General features: G+C 67.9%; 11 protein-coding genes. 3 read left to right on the top strand and 8 right to left on the bottom strand.

Going from position 1 to position 14,553, the window contains the following annotated elements; translation table 11 throughout:
- Positions 1-122: 122 nt before the first annotated feature.
- A complete protein-coding gene (locus tag ACEPA4_RS06455) occupies positions 123-1,685 on the bottom strand; it encodes a serine hydrolase (RefSeq protein ID WP_065177449.1) in 1,563 nt (520 codons plus the stop codon).
- Positions 1,686-1,795: 110 nt separating this feature from the next.
- Between ACEPA4_RS06455 and ACEPA4_RS06450 the strand changes: the two genes are divergently transcribed.
- Both ACEPA4_RS06450 and ACEPA4_RS06445 read left to right on the top strand, forming a co-directional pair.
- Complete coding sequence (locus ACEPA4_RS06450) at positions 1,796-2,239, top strand: VOC family protein (RefSeq protein WP_065177450.1); 444 nt, start codon at positions 1,796-1,798, stop codon at positions 2,237-2,239.
- Positions 2,236-3,108 (top strand): DUF72 domain-containing protein, encoded by an 873-nt coding sequence (locus ACEPA4_RS06445; protein ID WP_164093554.1) that lies wholly within the window; start codon positions 2,236-2,238, stop codon positions 3,106-3,108. The genes ACEPA4_RS06450 and ACEPA4_RS06445 overlap by 4 nt, the downstream gene beginning before the upstream one ends.
- Here ACEPA4_RS06445 and ACEPA4_RS06440 read toward each other — a convergent pair.
- Positions 3,029-3,643 (bottom strand): Pr6Pr family membrane protein, encoded by a 615-nt coding sequence (locus ACEPA4_RS06440; protein ID WP_164093555.1) that lies wholly within the window; start codon positions 3,641-3,643, stop codon positions 3,029-3,031. The genes ACEPA4_RS06445 and ACEPA4_RS06440 overlap by 80 nt on opposite strands.
- A 79-nt stretch (positions 3,644-3,722) precedes the next feature.
- On the opposite strand from ACEPA4_RS06440, the gene ACEPA4_RS06435 reads away from it, so the two are divergent.
- Positions 3,723-4,670, top strand: coding sequence for a DMT family transporter (locus tag ACEPA4_RS06435; RefSeq protein WP_061479504.1), 948 nt, complete (start codon positions 3,723-3,725; stop codon positions 4,668-4,670).
- A 30-nt stretch (positions 4,671-4,700) separates the two neighbouring features.
- Here ACEPA4_RS06435 and ACEPA4_RS06430 read toward each other — a convergent pair whose 3' ends face one another.
- From ACEPA4_RS06430 to ACEPA4_RS06405, 6 genes are all read right to left on the bottom strand, one after another.
- The gene (locus ACEPA4_RS06430; RefSeq protein WP_139726921.1) at positions 4,701-5,861 is read right to left on the bottom strand and encodes an AAA family ATPase; all 1,161 of its coding nucleotides are present in this window, start codon (positions 5,859-5,861) and stop codon (positions 4,701-4,703) included.
- Between the two features lie 117 nt (positions 5,862-5,978).
- Positions 5,979-7,049, bottom strand: coding sequence for a GGDEF domain-containing protein (locus ACEPA4_RS06425; RefSeq protein WP_374083024.1), 1,071 nt, complete (start codon positions 7,047-7,049; stop codon positions 5,979-5,981).
- Between the two features lie 133 nt (positions 7,050-7,182).
- Positions 7,183-7,905: a pseudouridine synthase gene (locus ACEPA4_RS06420; protein ID WP_005408708.1), complete on the bottom strand. Its 723-nt coding sequence runs from the start codon at positions 7,903-7,905 to the stop codon at positions 7,183-7,185.
- A gap of 34 nt (positions 7,906-7,939) precedes the next feature.
- Positions 7,940-9,604: a GGDEF domain-containing protein gene (locus tag ACEPA4_RS06415; RefSeq protein ID WP_065177455.1), complete on the bottom strand. Its 1,665-nt coding sequence runs from the start codon at positions 9,602-9,604 to the stop codon at positions 7,940-7,942.
- A 108-nt stretch (positions 9,605-9,712) separates the two neighbouring features.
- Positions 9,713-12,136, bottom strand: coding sequence for a bifunctional diguanylate cyclase/phosphodiesterase (locus ACEPA4_RS06410; RefSeq protein ID WP_262090880.1), 2,424 nt, complete (start codon positions 12,134-12,136; stop codon positions 9,713-9,715).
- A gap of 218 nt (positions 12,137-12,354) precedes the next feature.
- On the bottom strand, positions 12,355-14,301 hold the full coding sequence (locus ACEPA4_RS06405) for a DEAD/DEAH box helicase (protein ID WP_005415815.1): 1,947 nt from the start codon (positions 14,299-14,301) through the stop codon (positions 12,355-12,357).
- Positions 14,302-14,553: the final 252 nt, after the last annotated feature.

Genomic DNA, 14,553 nt, shown 5'->3' with positions numbered 1-14,553 from the left:
TCCCACGCCGGATGTGTACGCCGGCCGACGATGCCGCGGCGCCGGTAGTGCCGGCCGCTGGCCGGCAACCTCGCGACGTTTCCAGGGATCATGAGGTTGCCGGCCAGCGGCCGGCGCTACCCTCATTCTTTGACCGGGGTGAACAGCAGGTCCTGGAAATCGAAACTGAAATCGGTCAGGTCGGAAATCGGCTGCATGCGCACCTCGCGCACCTTGCCATCCGGGTCCAGGCTGAAGTTCACGAACGCATCGGCGTTGAGCGAACGGTCGTCCCAGCGCACGATGAAGGTGTCGTGCTGCCAGTGCTCCAGGCGCCCGCTCAGCTGCGCGGTCTTCGCAAAGCGCAGGCGCAGGCCCTTGCCTTCGGCGCTGATCTGCATGTCGCCATACCAGCGGTCACGGAAGCTGCCGGTGTAGCCGGCCAGCGCCAGCGATGGCCTGCTGCCCTTGTCGCGTGCGCTCTGGTGCTTGGCCCAGGCCTCGTCGGCCTTGTCCTGCCCCTTGGCCACGGCCTTGGCATAGGCATCCACCCAATCGTGCTTTTCTCCGCCCAGGTAAGCGTCAAGCACGCTCAGGGTGATCGCATTGAACGCCGCGCCCACTTCCTGGTTGGTCAGCACCACCACGCCCAGCTTCTCGCCGGGCACCAGGGTCAACCGCGAGACCATGCCCGGCCAGCCACCGGTGTGCCAGACCAGCTTCTGCCCGCGGTAGTCGCTCAGGCTCCAGCCTTCGCCATAGCCGGCGAAGTTGGCCCGCGCCGGTGCCAGCTCCGGCACGCTCGGCGCCGGGATCGACTGCGGGGTGATCATCCGCCACATCTGCTGCTGGCTCTTTTCACTGAACAGCACCGTGCCATCGGCGAGCTTGCCTCCGGCCAGCTGCACCTGCATCCAGCGCGCCATGTCGTGCGCGCTGGAATAGATGCCACCGGCGCCGGCATTGTTCGACCAGGTCAGCGGTGCAACGGTGCGCAGGTCCTTGAAATCGTACTTGGCGTGGCCGACCGCCGCCTTGTCACCTGGCTTCAGGTGGTCGGCGTTGTAGCGCGTGCCGGCCATCCCCACCTTGTCGAAGATGCGCGTCTGCAGGAACTGCTGGTAGCTCATGCCGGACACGCGCTCGATCACCTGTTGGGCGACCGCGTACAGGATGTTGTCGTAGGCATAGCTCTCGCGGAAGCCGCCCTTCAGCGGCACCCTGCCCAGTCGCTCCACCACTTCGGCGTTGCTGTAGGAGGTGGCCGGCCAGAACAGCAGGTCACCGGCGCCCAGGCTCAGCCCGCTGCGATGCGACAGCAGGTCGCGGATCGTCATCTGCCCGGTCACGAACGGATCGGACATGCGGAACGACGGCAGGTGATCGATCACCTTGTCATCCATCTTCAGCTTGCCGTCCTCGGCCAGCAGGTTCAGCGAGGTGGCGGTGAACGCCTTGGTATTGGAAGCGATGGCAAACAGGGTGTCGGCCTGCACCGGTTCCGGCTTGCCCTGCTCGCGCACGCCCCAGCCACGTTCCAGCACCACCTGGCCATCCTTGACTACGGCCACGGCGATGCCGGGCACGTCGAACTGCGTGCGCACGCGCTCGACGGTCGCATCCAGGTCCTGCAGCTGCTGCGGGGTCGCCGCATTGGCCATGGTCGTGCACGCCAGCAGCACGGCTCCTCCGATCCAGGTTTTCATCCAGCACCATCTCCGAACAGGGGTAGCGGCCATGTGCAGGCCGTCACCGGGGTTTCGCAGGATGGTAACGGTCGTCGATGCACCCTGCCCCGTGCCATAGGAGGGGTGTCATGGGCGGGAATGGCCAACCAAGCAACGGCTCCACCATCATTCCGTGCCTGCGCTACCGCGACGCGCTGGCCGCCATCGACTGGCTGCAGCGGGCCTTCGGCTTCCATGCCCAGGCCGTGTATGCCGATGGCGATACGGTTTTCCATGCCCAGCTCACCTTCGGCAGCGGCATGATCATGCTGGGCTCGGCCAGCAACCAGAGTGCGTGGAGCAAACACGCGGCCCTGCCTGACGAGGTCGGCGGCCGCCAGACCCAGAGCGCCTGCGTGATCGTCACCGATGTCGATGCGCACTATGCGCGGGCCAAGGCGGCTGGAGCGCGCATCGTCATCGACATTGCCGACCAGGACTACGGTGGCCGCGGCTACGCCTGTGCCGATCCTGAAGGCTACCTGTGGTGGTTCGGCAGCTACGACCCCTGGCGCGAGGACCACAGCCAGTGACCGCTGCCGGCCAGATGGCGATCCGCTGCGGTATTGGCGGCTGGGTGTTTCCCGAGTGGCGCGGCGGCATGTTCTATCCGGTGGGACTGCCGCAGCGCGAGGAACTGGCCCATGCCAGCCGCGCCCTGCGCTGCATCGAGATCAACGGCACCTTCTACCGCACGCCGACTGCGGCCCAGTGCGCGCAGTGGGCCGCGCAGACGCCGGAAGGCTTCCGTTTCTCGATGAAGGCGCCACGCTACCTGGTGCAGCGCCGCGACCTGGCCAGCACCGTGGAAGCGGCCACGCCATTCCTGCAGGCGGCACTTGCGCTCGGTGACCGGCTCGGCCCGCTGCTGTGGCAGTTCGATCCGCACCATCCGGCCGACGCCGATGCATTGGAAGCGCTGATGGCGCAGCTGCCGAAGCAGCTCGAGGGCGTGCCGTTGCAGCACGCTCTGGAAGTGCGCAACGCCAAGGCACATGGACCGGCTCTGGTCACCGCCGCGCGCCGCCACGGCGTGGCGCTGGTGATCGAGGACAGCGACGAGGCGCTATTGCATGGCGATGTCAGTGCGGGCTTCGTCTACGCGCGGATCAAGCGCAGCCAGGCCCGCTTGAACGAGGGCCTGCCTGCGTCCGTCCAGCAGCGCTGGGCTGAACGCGCACGACGCTGGTCACGCGGCGAGCCGGTGGACGACCTGCCCTGCCTGACCGGGCCCGCCCCGGAAACCCCGCGCGAGGTCTACCTGCTGTGCATCGGTGCCGGCAAGGCCCGCAACCCGGCCGCAGCGATGGCCCTGCAGCGCCTCATCGACGGCGCCAGCGGTCCAGCCCCCACAGCAGGGTCCAGCCCACCACGAAGACGCCCGCAACGCGCAGCACGTTGAGCAGGAAGGCCGCCAGGCCCAGGCGTTGCAGTTCGAGGAATGGATACGGCGCCTGTCCGGTCATTGCAGCGACCAGCATCGCCCAGCCAAGGTAGACCAGCGGTACCAGCAGCACGCCGCCCAGCGCGCGCCAGCGCAGCGCCCCATGCGGCAGCAGCCACCACCACCCCAGCAGGTACAGCGCCGGCACAGCGTAGTGCAGGCCGGCATCGACCCACCATTGCAGCCCGGTGGGCTGCCACAGCCCCTGCAACGCCAGCATGTAGATGCACGCGGTCACACCGATGCACAACGCGATCACCGCGGCGACAGTCGTGTCCAGCACACCCGCACGGATCAGCCTGACGCATCCCAGGCACACCGCCAGGTTGCTGAGAATCGTGAAGTAACCAACGAAGCGCAGTGTCGCCATGCCGACCCCGGCAGCCGCCCCGGGGCCGCGTAGCAGCAACAGGTATTGCAGCAGCAACGCGGTGGCGGCCGCCAGTGCAGTCAGTGCTGCCCATGCACGCAGGGCGGAGCGGTTGGCAGCCATTGCAGGGTTCCCCTGAGGAGTTTCAGCGAGCATGCCACAGGCGTCGCCGGCGACCGTACGATTGCCTCACAATAGGCCGATGAGCACACCCGACACCCGCAAAGCGCTGTGGCAGATCCATTTCTGTGTCCTGCTGTGGGGCATCACGGCCATCCTCGGCAAGCTGATCACCCTGCCCGCACTGCCGCTGGTGTGGTGGCGCATGCTGCTGGTGACGGCGATGCTGGCCCTGCTGCCGCGGGTCTGGCGCGGGTTGCGCACCCTGCCCCTGCGGCTGGTGGCAGGCTACGCCGGCATCGGCGCGCTGGTCGCCCTTCACTGGCTGACGTTCTACGGCGCGGTGAAGCTGGCCAATGCCTCGGTGGCTGCCACCTGCATCGCACTGGCACCGGTGTTCACCTCGATCATCGAGCCGTGGGTGGCCAAGCGGCCGTTCCAGCTGCGTGAGCTGGCGTTCGGCCTGGCGGTGCTGCCGGGTGTTGCGCTGGTGGTCGGTGGCGTGCCCGATGGCATGCGCCTGGGTGTGTTGATCGGCGCGATCTCGGCGCTGCTGGTGGCGGTGTTCGGTTCGCTCAACAAGCGCATGGTCAGCCATGCCGATCCGCTCACGGTCACCGCGCTGGAGCTGGGTGCCGGCACCCTCACCCTGACCCTGCTGGCGCCGCTGATGCCCTATCTGCTGCCGGCGCTGGCCAGCCCGCTGTGGGTGGTCCCGAATCTGCACGACGGGATCCTGCTGCTGGTGCTGGCCGGGTTCTGCACGCTGCTGCCGTTCGCCCTGGCCCTGGTCGCACTGCGCCACCTGAGCGCCTACACGGTGCAGCTGGTGACCAACCTGGAGCCGGTCTATGCGGTGGTACTGGCGGTGGTGCTGCTGCGCGAGCAGCACGAAGTCACCCCGTGGTTCTACCTGGGCGTGGCGATCATCGTCGGCGCGGTGTTCCTGCATCCGCTGCTGAACCGCCGCAAGCCGGTGCAGCATCCGGAAATCCTTGGCACGGCCGAAGCGCGCAACATCGCCGATTGAGTGCATCCACGCATGGCGTGGATGGCCGCATCAACGCTGCGGCCAATGCCAGGCCGGCGCATCCAGCAGGCCCTGCCCGCTCAACAGCGTGCGGCCCTGGTCCTTGTACAGATGCAGCGAATGGCACCCTGGCGCCTGTTCCAACGCCGCGATCAGCCGGCTGGCGTGCGACACCACCCATACCTGGCTGCGCGCACTGGCTGCGATGATGAGCCGCGCCAGCGCCGGCAGCAGGTCCGGGTGCAGGCTGGTCTCCGGTTCGTTGAGCACCATCAACGGCGGTGGGCGTGGTGTGTGCAGCGCCGCCGCCAGCAGCAGGAAGCGCAGCGTGCCGTCGGAGAGCTCGGCCATCGACAATGGCCGCAGCAACCCAGGTTGGTGGAAGCGCAGCGCCAAGCGTCCATCCAGCGCCTCGAAATCGACCGTGGCGCCCGGGAACGCGTCATCGACGCTGCGTGCCAACGCAACCGGGTCCCCGATCTCGAGGATGGTCACCCAGGCCGCCGCCAGGTCCCGGCCATCGTGATGCAGCACCGGCGTGCGCGTGGCCATCGCCGGTTGCCGCGCCGGGGCGTCGCCATCGCTGCGGAAATGGTCATAGAAGCGCCAGCAACGGATGTACTCACGCAGGGTGATCGTTTCGGGCATGCGCTGCGGATCGCCGACCTGGGTGAACAGGCTGTCGAACAGCGACAACCGGTCATCCACCAGATCCCAACCGCGCGCATGGCGCTGCCGCACCATCCCCCCGCGACGATCGACCAGCAGGTTGGCGCTGCGCAGGAACGGCCCGGCCCAGATCGCCTCGGCCTTGATCTGCGGATCCAGCGCAAACGGCGAACGGCTGGGCGGCGGATAGCCGAGATCGATGGCATAGCCCAATTCTTCGGTAGTGAAACCCAGCTTCAGCCCCACCGACACCTGCCGGAGCCCGCCCTGCAGCGGAATCTCGCCGGCCGCAACCCTGCGATCGATGGATTCGGGACCTGCCCACAGCGCCGAACCAAGCCCACCTTCGCGGGCCAGCACCGCCGCGACTCCGCCCTGTGCGGTCTCCGCCAGCAGGCGCAGCGCGCGGTACAGGCTGGACTTGCCACTGCCGTTGTCGCCGGTCACCACATTCAACCGCTGCAGCGGCAGTACCAGCCCATGCAACGAGCGATAGTGGGCGATGGCCAGGGTCTGCAACATGGTCGGCGTCCGGGAAGACAAAGCGTCATGCTGCCCACTCTTGATCGCAGGCGCTGCGACGCGATGTGAATCGGGAAGAGCATCCACGCATGGCGTGGATCTACCGGGCGGGGCACTTCAGCCCGCTACTTCCACCCGGTTGCGGCCATTGCCCTTGGCCCGGTACAGCGCCTTGTCGGCACGTGCCAGCGTGTCGTCCACGCTTTCACCGGGCTGGTGCTGGGCGATGCCGATACTGATCGTGACCGGGACGCCCAGCGGCAGGTCGGCCACGGCCAGGCGCAGGAACTCGCACTGAAGTTCGGCGGTGCGCAGGTCGGTTGCGGGCATCACTGCCACGAACTCCTCGCCGCCGTAGCGCGCCGCCATGCCACGGCCGGCGAAGTGCGAACGCAGCAGTGCGCCCAGTTCGGCCAGCACGCGGTCGCCGGTGGCGTGGCCCTGGAAGTCGTTGATGTGCTTGAAATGATCGATGTCCAGCAGCGCGACGCAGGCCTCAGCGGGCTGCTCCCCGGTCATCGCCACGGCCTCGTCCAGCGCCGCTGCCATCGCGCGGCGGTTCGGCAGGCCGGTCAGCGCATCAGTGCGGCTCTGCTCGGCCAGGTCGGCGTTCTGCGCCAGCAGCACGTCGTGGTACTCCGACAGCAGGCGCTCATAATCATCGCGTTCCAGCATGTGGTTCTGGATGTCGAGCGCGAAACGGCGCAACTCCATCACCAGCATCACCTGCCGCGACAGTGCGGCCAGCGCCTCGGCCTTGTCGCTGGCCAGGTGTTGCGGCTGTGCGTCGAACACGCACAGCGTACCCAGCGGCAAGCCGTCGGAGCTGATCAGCGGCGCGCCGGCATAGAAGCGGATGTGCGGATCGCCGACCACCACCGGATTGTCGTGGAAGCGCGCATCCTGCAGCGCATCCTCGACCACCATGATCTGCTGCGGCTGCAGGATGGCATGGCCACACATCGATTCGCTGCGCAGGTTTTCCGCCGCATTGATGCCCTGGATCGACTTGAACCATTGCCGTTCGACATCGATCAGGGCCACCGCCGCCATCGAGGTGCCGCAGACCGCCTTGGCGATCACCACCAGGTCGTCGAAGGATTTTTCTCGCTCCGAATCGAGGATGCGGTAGCGATACAGCGCCTCGAGCCGAAGGGCTTCGTTGGCGGGCTTGTCGGGCTTGATCATGCAACGTCACGTTCCGGCAGGTCACCGCGAAGTCTAGCGGAAGCCGGTGAGCAATCCGCATGGCGGTGGTGCCGGCCGTTGGCCGGCATCCCGGATACATCGCGCGCCCATTGCAGCCGGCCAGCGGCCGGCACTACCAGTCCAGCTGCTTCGGCAGCAGGCCCTGCAGCTCCTGCTCGGTCAGGTTGCGCCACTGGCCCGGCTTCAGCGCACCAATCTTGATGTTGTCGATGCGCACGCGGCGCAGCTGGGTCACGCGATAGCCGAACTCGGCGGCCATCAAGCGGATCTGCCGGTTCAGGCCCTGCTGCAGGGTGATGCGGAAACCGAACTTGGCGATGCGCGAAGTCTTGCATGGCAGCGTCATCTGGTCGTGGATGCGAACACCACGCGCCATGCCGCGCAGGAACTCATCGGTGACCGGCTTGTTCACCGCCACCAGGTATTCCTTCTGGTGGCCGTTCTCGGCCCGCAGGATCTGATTGACGATGTCGCCGTTGCTGGTCATCAGGATCAGGCCTTCGGACTCCTTGTCGAGGCGGCCGATCGGGAAGATGCGCTGTTCATGCCCGACGAAGTCGACGATGTTGCCCTTGACCGACGTCTCGGTCGTGCAGGTGACGCCGACCGGCTTGTTCAGCGCGATGTAGACGTGGCGGCGGGCGCCGGGCTTGCGGGCCACGCGCGCGCGCAGTGGCTGGCCATCCACCAGCACCTGGTCTTCCTCGCCCACCACCGCGCCGGTGCCGGCCGGATGGCCGTTGACGGTGACCCGGCGGGCGGCGATCAGGCGATCGGCCTCGCGGCGGGAGCAGAAGCCGGTGTCGGCGATGTGTTTGTTGAGTCGGGTGGTCATCGCCCTATTATCCGGCATCGCCGCCCGCCGCGCTTCATGCCAGGCCGGGTGGATCGAGTTCTTCGCCGTCGAACACCCGGTTGCGGCCGGCACGCTTGGCCACGTACATGGCATGGTCGGCCCGGCGCAGCAGCGCGGCGAGATCGTCCTCGCCCGGCCGCCACTGCGCCAGGCCGATGCTGGCGGTGACCTCCAGGCCGGGCACCTGCAGCGCCCGGGCCGCCTCCGTGATGTGCCGGCGCAGGCGATCCAGGCGCGCCGACGCCGCCTCGCGGGGCATGCCCGGCATCAGCAACAGGAACTCTTCGCCCCCCATCCGCACTACCTGGTCCTGGCTGCGTACCGCGGCACGCAATGCGCGCGCCACCGCCACCAGCACCTGGTCCCCCACGGCGTGGCCATGGCGGTCATTGATGTCCTTGAACAGATCGATATCGAGGAAGCCGATCACCAGCGGGCCACGCTCGCGGTCAACCCGCTCCAAGTGGCGGGCCAGCTGCTGCAGGCCGGCACGGCGGTTGGGCAGGCCGGTCAGGCCATCAGTCTCGGCCAGCTGGCGCAGTTCATCGCGCTGCTGGCGCAGGCGACCCAGCCGCTGGTTCAGTGCGTAGGCGGCCATCATCAGCAGCCAGGTCACCGCCAGCTGCAGGGCCTCCACGCGGTATTCCAGCAACCACGCCGCGCGGCAGGCGTCGGCCAGGATCAACACCAGCATCGGCGCCAGCGCCGCCAGCCCCGCCTGCGCCCAGCGGTCACCGCGCAGCCGTGCCCACACCCCGGCCATCAACGCCAGGCCACAGCCCAGCAGATAGGACACCTGCAGGCCCTGCGCCACCCAGGCCAGGCTGTCCCATGGCAGCCAAGGCACCAGTGCAGCCAACGCCAGCAATCCCCAAAGCGCCACCAGCTGGAACGGACGCGAACGCGGCAACAGGCGATCACCGCCATTCAGCCGCCACAGCGCCGGCAGCACCAAGGCCTGCGTGGCCGCAGTCAACACCAGCAGCCACCAGGCACCGCGCTCGCCCACCGGCAACCAGGGTTCCGGATAGCCGCTGAGGCCACCGAGGATGGCCTGCCAAAGCACCAGCACGGTGGTACCGGCGATGTAGACCAGGAAACTGCGGTCGCGGGTGGTGAGGAAGGCCATCAGTGCCGACAACGCCAGTGCGATCGCCACGGCGATGCAGGCCGCGCGCACCAGCAGGCGGGCGGTATCGTTCTGCTGCACTGGACTGGGCGCGCCCAGCCGAAGGGTGGGTACCCAACGCGCCTTCAACGGCGTCTGCCACGACACCAGGAATGGATCGTGACTGCCCGCTGGCGGCACCGCCACCAGCCCGATGCCTGCGCGGAAGCGTGAGTCTCGGGTACGGGCATCGTGCATGTTGCCGCAGATCTCGCGATCGCCATACTGCACGCGGACTTCGCCAGCGAACACATTGAACACGTCCAGGGCCTGCGGTTGCCCCGACCAGCCGCCCGGCGGCGCAGGCACCTGCACCTGCTGCCGGTGACCGGCCAGCATGTCCGGCGTGCATGCGCGATGTGGAGTGGGTTCATCGGTGGCTGCGCCGACCAGCAGGTAATCGCGGCCGGCTTCGACGGCAGCAGCCCACAGTGGCCACGGCGTGGCCAACCACACCAGCAGCACGACCAGCACCGCCCCTGTTCCGTACTGCCACTGCCTGCCGCCCACGCCACGTCCTGTTCCTGCTTACGCCCGCGCCCACTGCGCGTCGCCCCTGGCAGGCATTATCGCAGCCGCGGCTGCAACGCATGTGTAGACCAAAGTCGCCGACGGCGTTCAACCTGCGGCAGGCGGGCCCTGCACCGCCACCAGGCGCACCGGCCGCAGGTCGGCCAGGGTCATCCGTTCCAGTGGCTGCGGTCGCTCGACCGCATAGCCCTGCAGGCCCTGCACCCCAAGCCGGGTCAGCGCGGCGGCGACTTCGGCGGTCTCTACCCATTCGGCCACCACCTCCATCTGCAGCTCGCGCCCAAGTTCACTGATCGCGCGCACGGTGGCGTGGCTGACCGGATCGGTATCCATGTCGCGCACGAAGGCCCCGTCGATCTTCAGGATGTCGGCCGGCAGCTGGCGCAGGTAGCCGAACGAGGACAGCCCGGAGCCAAAATCGTCCAGCGCCATCCGGCAGCCGCGCGCCTTCACCGCATCGATGAACGCGCGCGCCTGGCTGAGGTTGCTGATCGCTGCGGTCTCGGTGATCTCGAAGCACAGCTTGGAGGCCAGCGCGCGATTGCGCTCCAGCAGGTCGCAGACGAAGGCGAGGAAGCCGGGTTCGGCGATCGACTGCGCCGACACGTTGACGTTGCACAGTCCCAGCTGCCGCACATGCGCCGGGCACACCTGCAGGTGCCGGAACAGCAGGCCGAGCACGTGCCGGTCCAGCGCCACGGCCATGCCATAGCGCTCCACCGCCGGCATGAACTGGCCCGGCAGGTGCAGGCTGCCATCGCTGCCGCGCATGCGTACCAGCACCTCGTAGTGCAGGTAGGTGGGATCGCCGACGCGGGCGATGCGCTGCGCATACAGCACCATGCGGTTCTCGGCCATGGCCAGGCTGACGCCCTGCAGCCGCTCGGCTTCCCGGCGCCGTTCCTCCAACGCCATGCGGTTCTCGTTGAAGCAGTGCACGCGGTTGCGCCCGGCCTGCTTGGCCGCATAGCAGGCACTGTCGGCGGCGCTCATCAACCAGTTCACATCCGGTGCATCGGCGCTGACCTCGACCACGCCGATGCTGCAGCTCAACTGCGGGCTGCCCTCGCTCACCGGGAACGTCGCCTGCCCCAGATTGCGGATCACCCGCTGCAGCACGCGCTTGGCCTCGTCCTGCCCGGCATGGGCGAGGAACACCGCGAACTCGTCCGCACCCAGCCGGCCCACCCAGTCACCATCGCGCACCGCCGCCACCAGGTAATCGGCGAAGCTGCGCAGCATCTGGTCGCCGGCGGCATGGCCGAAGCTGTCATTGACCAGCTTGAAATGGTCCAGGTTGATGTAGCACAGCGCGTGCGTACCACCTTCGCTGCGCACCTGCAGCAGCGCGCGTTCGAGCAGGCGTTCGATCTCGCGCCGGTTGATCAGGCCGGTCAGCGGGTCATGGCTGGCGTGGTGCTCGATCTCGCGCGCCAGTGCATGGTTCTGGCTGACGTCTTCGATGATCGCGAACACCGACAGGGCGCCGCCGGCGCTGCGCACACCGGTGCCGCTCCAGCGGCCCCAGACCAGGCTGCCATCACGACGGCGGAAGCGCAGCTCGCTCGGGCGCAGCTGGCGGTCCCAATCGATGCGCCCCACCCCGTCAATGACCAGCTCGCCGTCCATCAGCAGGTCAGCCAGCGACAGCTGCAGCAGCACGTCGCGGCGATGATCGAGGATGTCGGCCATCGCCTGGTTGGCCTCGATCACCTTGCCTTCGGTATCGAGCTTGAGCATGCCGACGTTGGCCTGGTAGAACGCTGCGCGGAAGCGGCTCTCGTGTTCGGTCAGGTCCTTGCCGACGCGGCGCGCCAGGGCCACCGCCATCAGGCTGATCGCCAGCACCGACAGGCCCGCGACCATCAACGTCGCCAGCCTCACCAGCGTCGCCATCCGCAGCAGCGCCTGCGAGAACGCCTGGCTCTGCACCTTCATCCGGCGGTCGAGATCACGCAGTTGCTGCAGGTACTGGTCTCGTGTGGCTGTCAGTAAGGGGCCACCCTCGTGCCGCCGCTGCAACTCATCGACCAGGCGCTGCAGCGCCATCAGGTCCCCGTCGGTCTGCCGCCATAACGCGGTCGCTTCGCGGAAAGCACCGATATCGCGCGCGTAGCGGAACGAAAACACCAGGCGCGGAATGTCGGCGTGCGCGTTGCCCCCCTGCAGGAAGCCCTGCCGGGCCTTCTCTTCGTCAGGCTCCGCCTGTTCCAGCGCCAAGCGCGCCTGCAGATCGCCCAACGGCACCTGCAGGGCCTGGCGTGCATCGTCCAGGTCCTGGACATTGCCGCGCGCCAGGTAGCGACTGAGCGCGGCGGTCGCATCCTGCTGACCGCGCGACCAGTATCCCTGGCCGGCGATCCAGGCGGTGGAGGCCGCCTGCAGTTCCTGGATCAACGCCGACAGTGCGACCAGTCCGATCGCCATGCCGGTCAACAACGCAAATCGCAGTCCCAGCCCCCGGGTCATCGGCACCCGCCGGCTCTGTTGGTCCGTGCCACTCCTACCCATCCTGGATCCCCCCGAATGTGCTGCGGTGACAACCTCCTTTGGAACCGGACCAGCCTATGACCGGCAATGTGTTGACCGTGCGAAAAAGGGGACGGAGGGGATTAAGTCGTTTTCGGCATAAGCGCATGGCCTGCCATATACGACTTAATCCCCTCCGTCCCCTTTTCCTGTACACCGGCCCGGGGGCCGGCGTTGCTCTGGACGGCTGTGGGTGCGGCTTAGAAGCTGCGCGGGCCGCGCGGCTTGAAGCCATCACGACGTGGCGGGCGGCTGTCGCGGTCACCGCCGCGGTCGCCCCCATGGCCACCCGGACCACCCGGACCACCACGACGCGGGCCACCGGGGCCGCCCGGACCACGCTTGTCGAAGCGCGGCTTGAACGGACGCGGGGCCGGGTTGATCTCTTCACCGGCCGCCAGCGGACGCATCTGCAGCTGCTGGCCGGACACCCACACCTTCTGCAGGTGCGACAGCACGTCCGGCGGCATCTGTGCCGGCAGGTCCAGCAGCGAGAAGTCGTCGTGGATGTCGATGCGGCCGATGAAACGGCTTTCCAGGCCGGCTTCGTTGGCGATGGCGCCGACGATGTTGGCCGGCTTCACGCCGTGCTGGTGGCCGACCGAAATACGGTAGGTCTCCATGCCCTGCTCCGGCGCACCACGCGGCGGAACCTCGCGGCGCGGACGCGGCTCGAAACCACCTTCGGCGTCGTCGCGACGCGGGCCACGCTCGAAGCGCGGACCCCGCTCGTTGCGGTCGAAGCGATCGCCACGCTCCGGGCGGTCGCCACGGTCGAAGCGCTCGCGCGGCGCGCGCTCTTCACGCGGGGCACGCACCGGCGGCTGCAGCAGGAACGGGGTATCGCCCTGCAGCATCCTGGCCAGCGCGGCCGCGATCTCGATGGCCGGCACGTTCTGCTCGTTCTCGAAGCGCTCCAGCAGCTGGCGGTAGAAGTCCAGGCCGCCGGCGCCGAGCGTTTCGGTGATGCGCGAGGTGAACTTGTTGATGCGGGTGTCGTTGACCGCCTCCACGCTCGGCAGCTGCATCTCTTCGATCGGCTGGCGGGTAGCGCGCTCGATCTGGCGCAGCATGCCCTTCTCGCGCGGGGTGGCGAACAGGATCGCCTCACCGCTGCGGCCGGCACGGCCGGTACGGCCGATGCGGTGCACGTAGCTCTCGGTGTCGTACGGGATGTCGTAGTTCAGCACGTGGCTGATGCGCTCCACGTCCAGGCCGCGGGCGGCCACGTCGGTGGCGACCAGGATGTCCAGCTTGCCTTCCTTCAGCATGGCGATGGTGCGCTCGCGCTGGGCCTGCTGCATGTCACCGTTGATGGCGGCAGCGGCCAGGCCACGCGCCTGCAGCTTGCTGGCCAGTTCTTCGGTGCCGGCCTTGGTGCGCGCGAAGATGATCATCGCGTCGAACGGCTCGACTTCCAGGATGCGGGTCAGCGCGTCCAGCTTGTGCATGCCGCTCACCCACCAGTAGCGCTGGCGGATGTTGGCCGAGGTGGTGGTCTTGGCCGCGATGGTCACTTCCACCGGGTCCTGCAGGTAGGTCTGCGCGATGCGGCGGATCTGCGGCGGCATGGTGGCCGAAAACAGGGCCACCTGGCGCTGCTCCGGCAGCTTCTTCAGCACGGCTTCCACATCGTCGATGAAGCCCATGCGCAGCATTTCATCGGCTTCGTCCAGCACCAGGGTCTTCAGCTCGGACAGGTCCAGGGTGCTGCGGTCCAGGTGATCGATCACGCGGCCGGGGGTGCCGACCACGATGTGCACGCCACGGCGCAGCGCCGACAGCTGCTGGCCGTAGGGCTGGCCGCCGTACACCGGCAGCACGCGGAAGCCCGGGATCTTCGACGAATAGGACTGGAACGCCTCGGCAACCTGGATGGCCAGTTCGCGGGTCGGCGCCAGGATCAGGGCCTGGGGCTTGATCTGCTGCAGGTCGATGTTGGACAGTACCGGCAGTGCGAACGCAGCGGTCTTGCCGGTACCAGTCTGGGCCTGGCCCAGCACGTCGCGGCCTTCCAGCATCGCCGGGATGGTGGCGGCCTGGATCGGCGACGGGGTTTCGTAGCCGATGGCGGTGACCGCCTGCATCACGGGCTCGGACAGGCCGAGCTGCGCGAACTGCAGCGGCGCTTGGGAATCTTGGGACATGGGGAACTCCGAAGGCACTGCCGTCTTCCTGGCAGTGCGATAAAAAGGGTGATGGTCCGCGCTTTGGGCGCCCTTCTTATCGCGTGCCCTGGCGCTGCTCGGTCGGAGGAGATTTCACTCGCTCAGAGCGGAATGATACCGCATTGATCCTGAACGAGGCGTACAGCTTTCCATGCGCGTGCCGTCGTGCCCCGTGCTGGCGCACAATACGCGCCCGCTTCCCGGCCCGGCCGCTGGCCTGCGCCCTCTTTC

Origin of the sequence: Stenotrophomonas sp. P2112, assembly GCF_041897515.1 — a bacterium.
Lineage (GTDB): Bacteria > Pseudomonadota > Gammaproteobacteria > Xanthomonadales > Xanthomonadaceae > Stenotrophomonas > Stenotrophomonas sepilia.
Note: the sequence above shows the minus strand (reverse complement) of the source record. Positions and strands in the feature narration are given on the sequence as shown.

Bases quoted from the DNA above. Each gene is read 5' to 3' on its own strand.
- ACEPA4_RS06455 (WP_065177449.1), bottom strand. From the start codon at position 1,685: ATGAAAACCTGGATCGGAGGAGCCGTGCTGCTGGCGTGCACGACCATG.
- ACEPA4_RS06450 (WP_065177450.1), top strand. From the start codon at position 1,796: ATGGGCGGGAATGGCCAACCAAGCAACGGCTCCACCATCATTCCGTGC.
- ACEPA4_RS06440 (WP_164093555.1), bottom strand. From the start codon at position 3,643: ATGGCTGCCAACCGCTCCGCCCTGCGTGCATGGGCAGCACTGACTGCA.
- ACEPA4_RS06435 (WP_061479504.1), top strand. From the start codon at position 3,723: ATGAGCACACCCGACACCCGCAAAGCGCTGTGGCAGATCCATTTCTGT.
- ACEPA4_RS06430 (WP_139726921.1), bottom strand. From the start codon at position 5,861: ATGTTGCAGACCCTGGCCATCGCCCACTATCGCTCGTTGCATGGGCTG.
- ACEPA4_RS06425 (WP_374083024.1), bottom strand. From the start codon at position 7,049: ATGATCAAGCCCGACAAGCCCGCCAACGAAGCCCTTCGGCTCGAGGCG.
- ACEPA4_RS06420 (WP_005408708.1), bottom strand. From the start codon at position 7,905: ATGACCACCCGACTCAACAAACACATCGCCGACACCGGCTTCTGCTCC.
- ACEPA4_RS06410 (WP_262090880.1), bottom strand. From the start codon at position 12,136: ATGGGTAGGAGTGGCACGGACCAACAGAGCCGGCGGGTGCCGATGACC.
- ACEPA4_RS06405 (WP_005415815.1), bottom strand. From the start codon at position 14,301: ATGTCCCAAGATTCCCAAGCGCCGCTGCAGTTCGCGCAGCTCGGCCTG.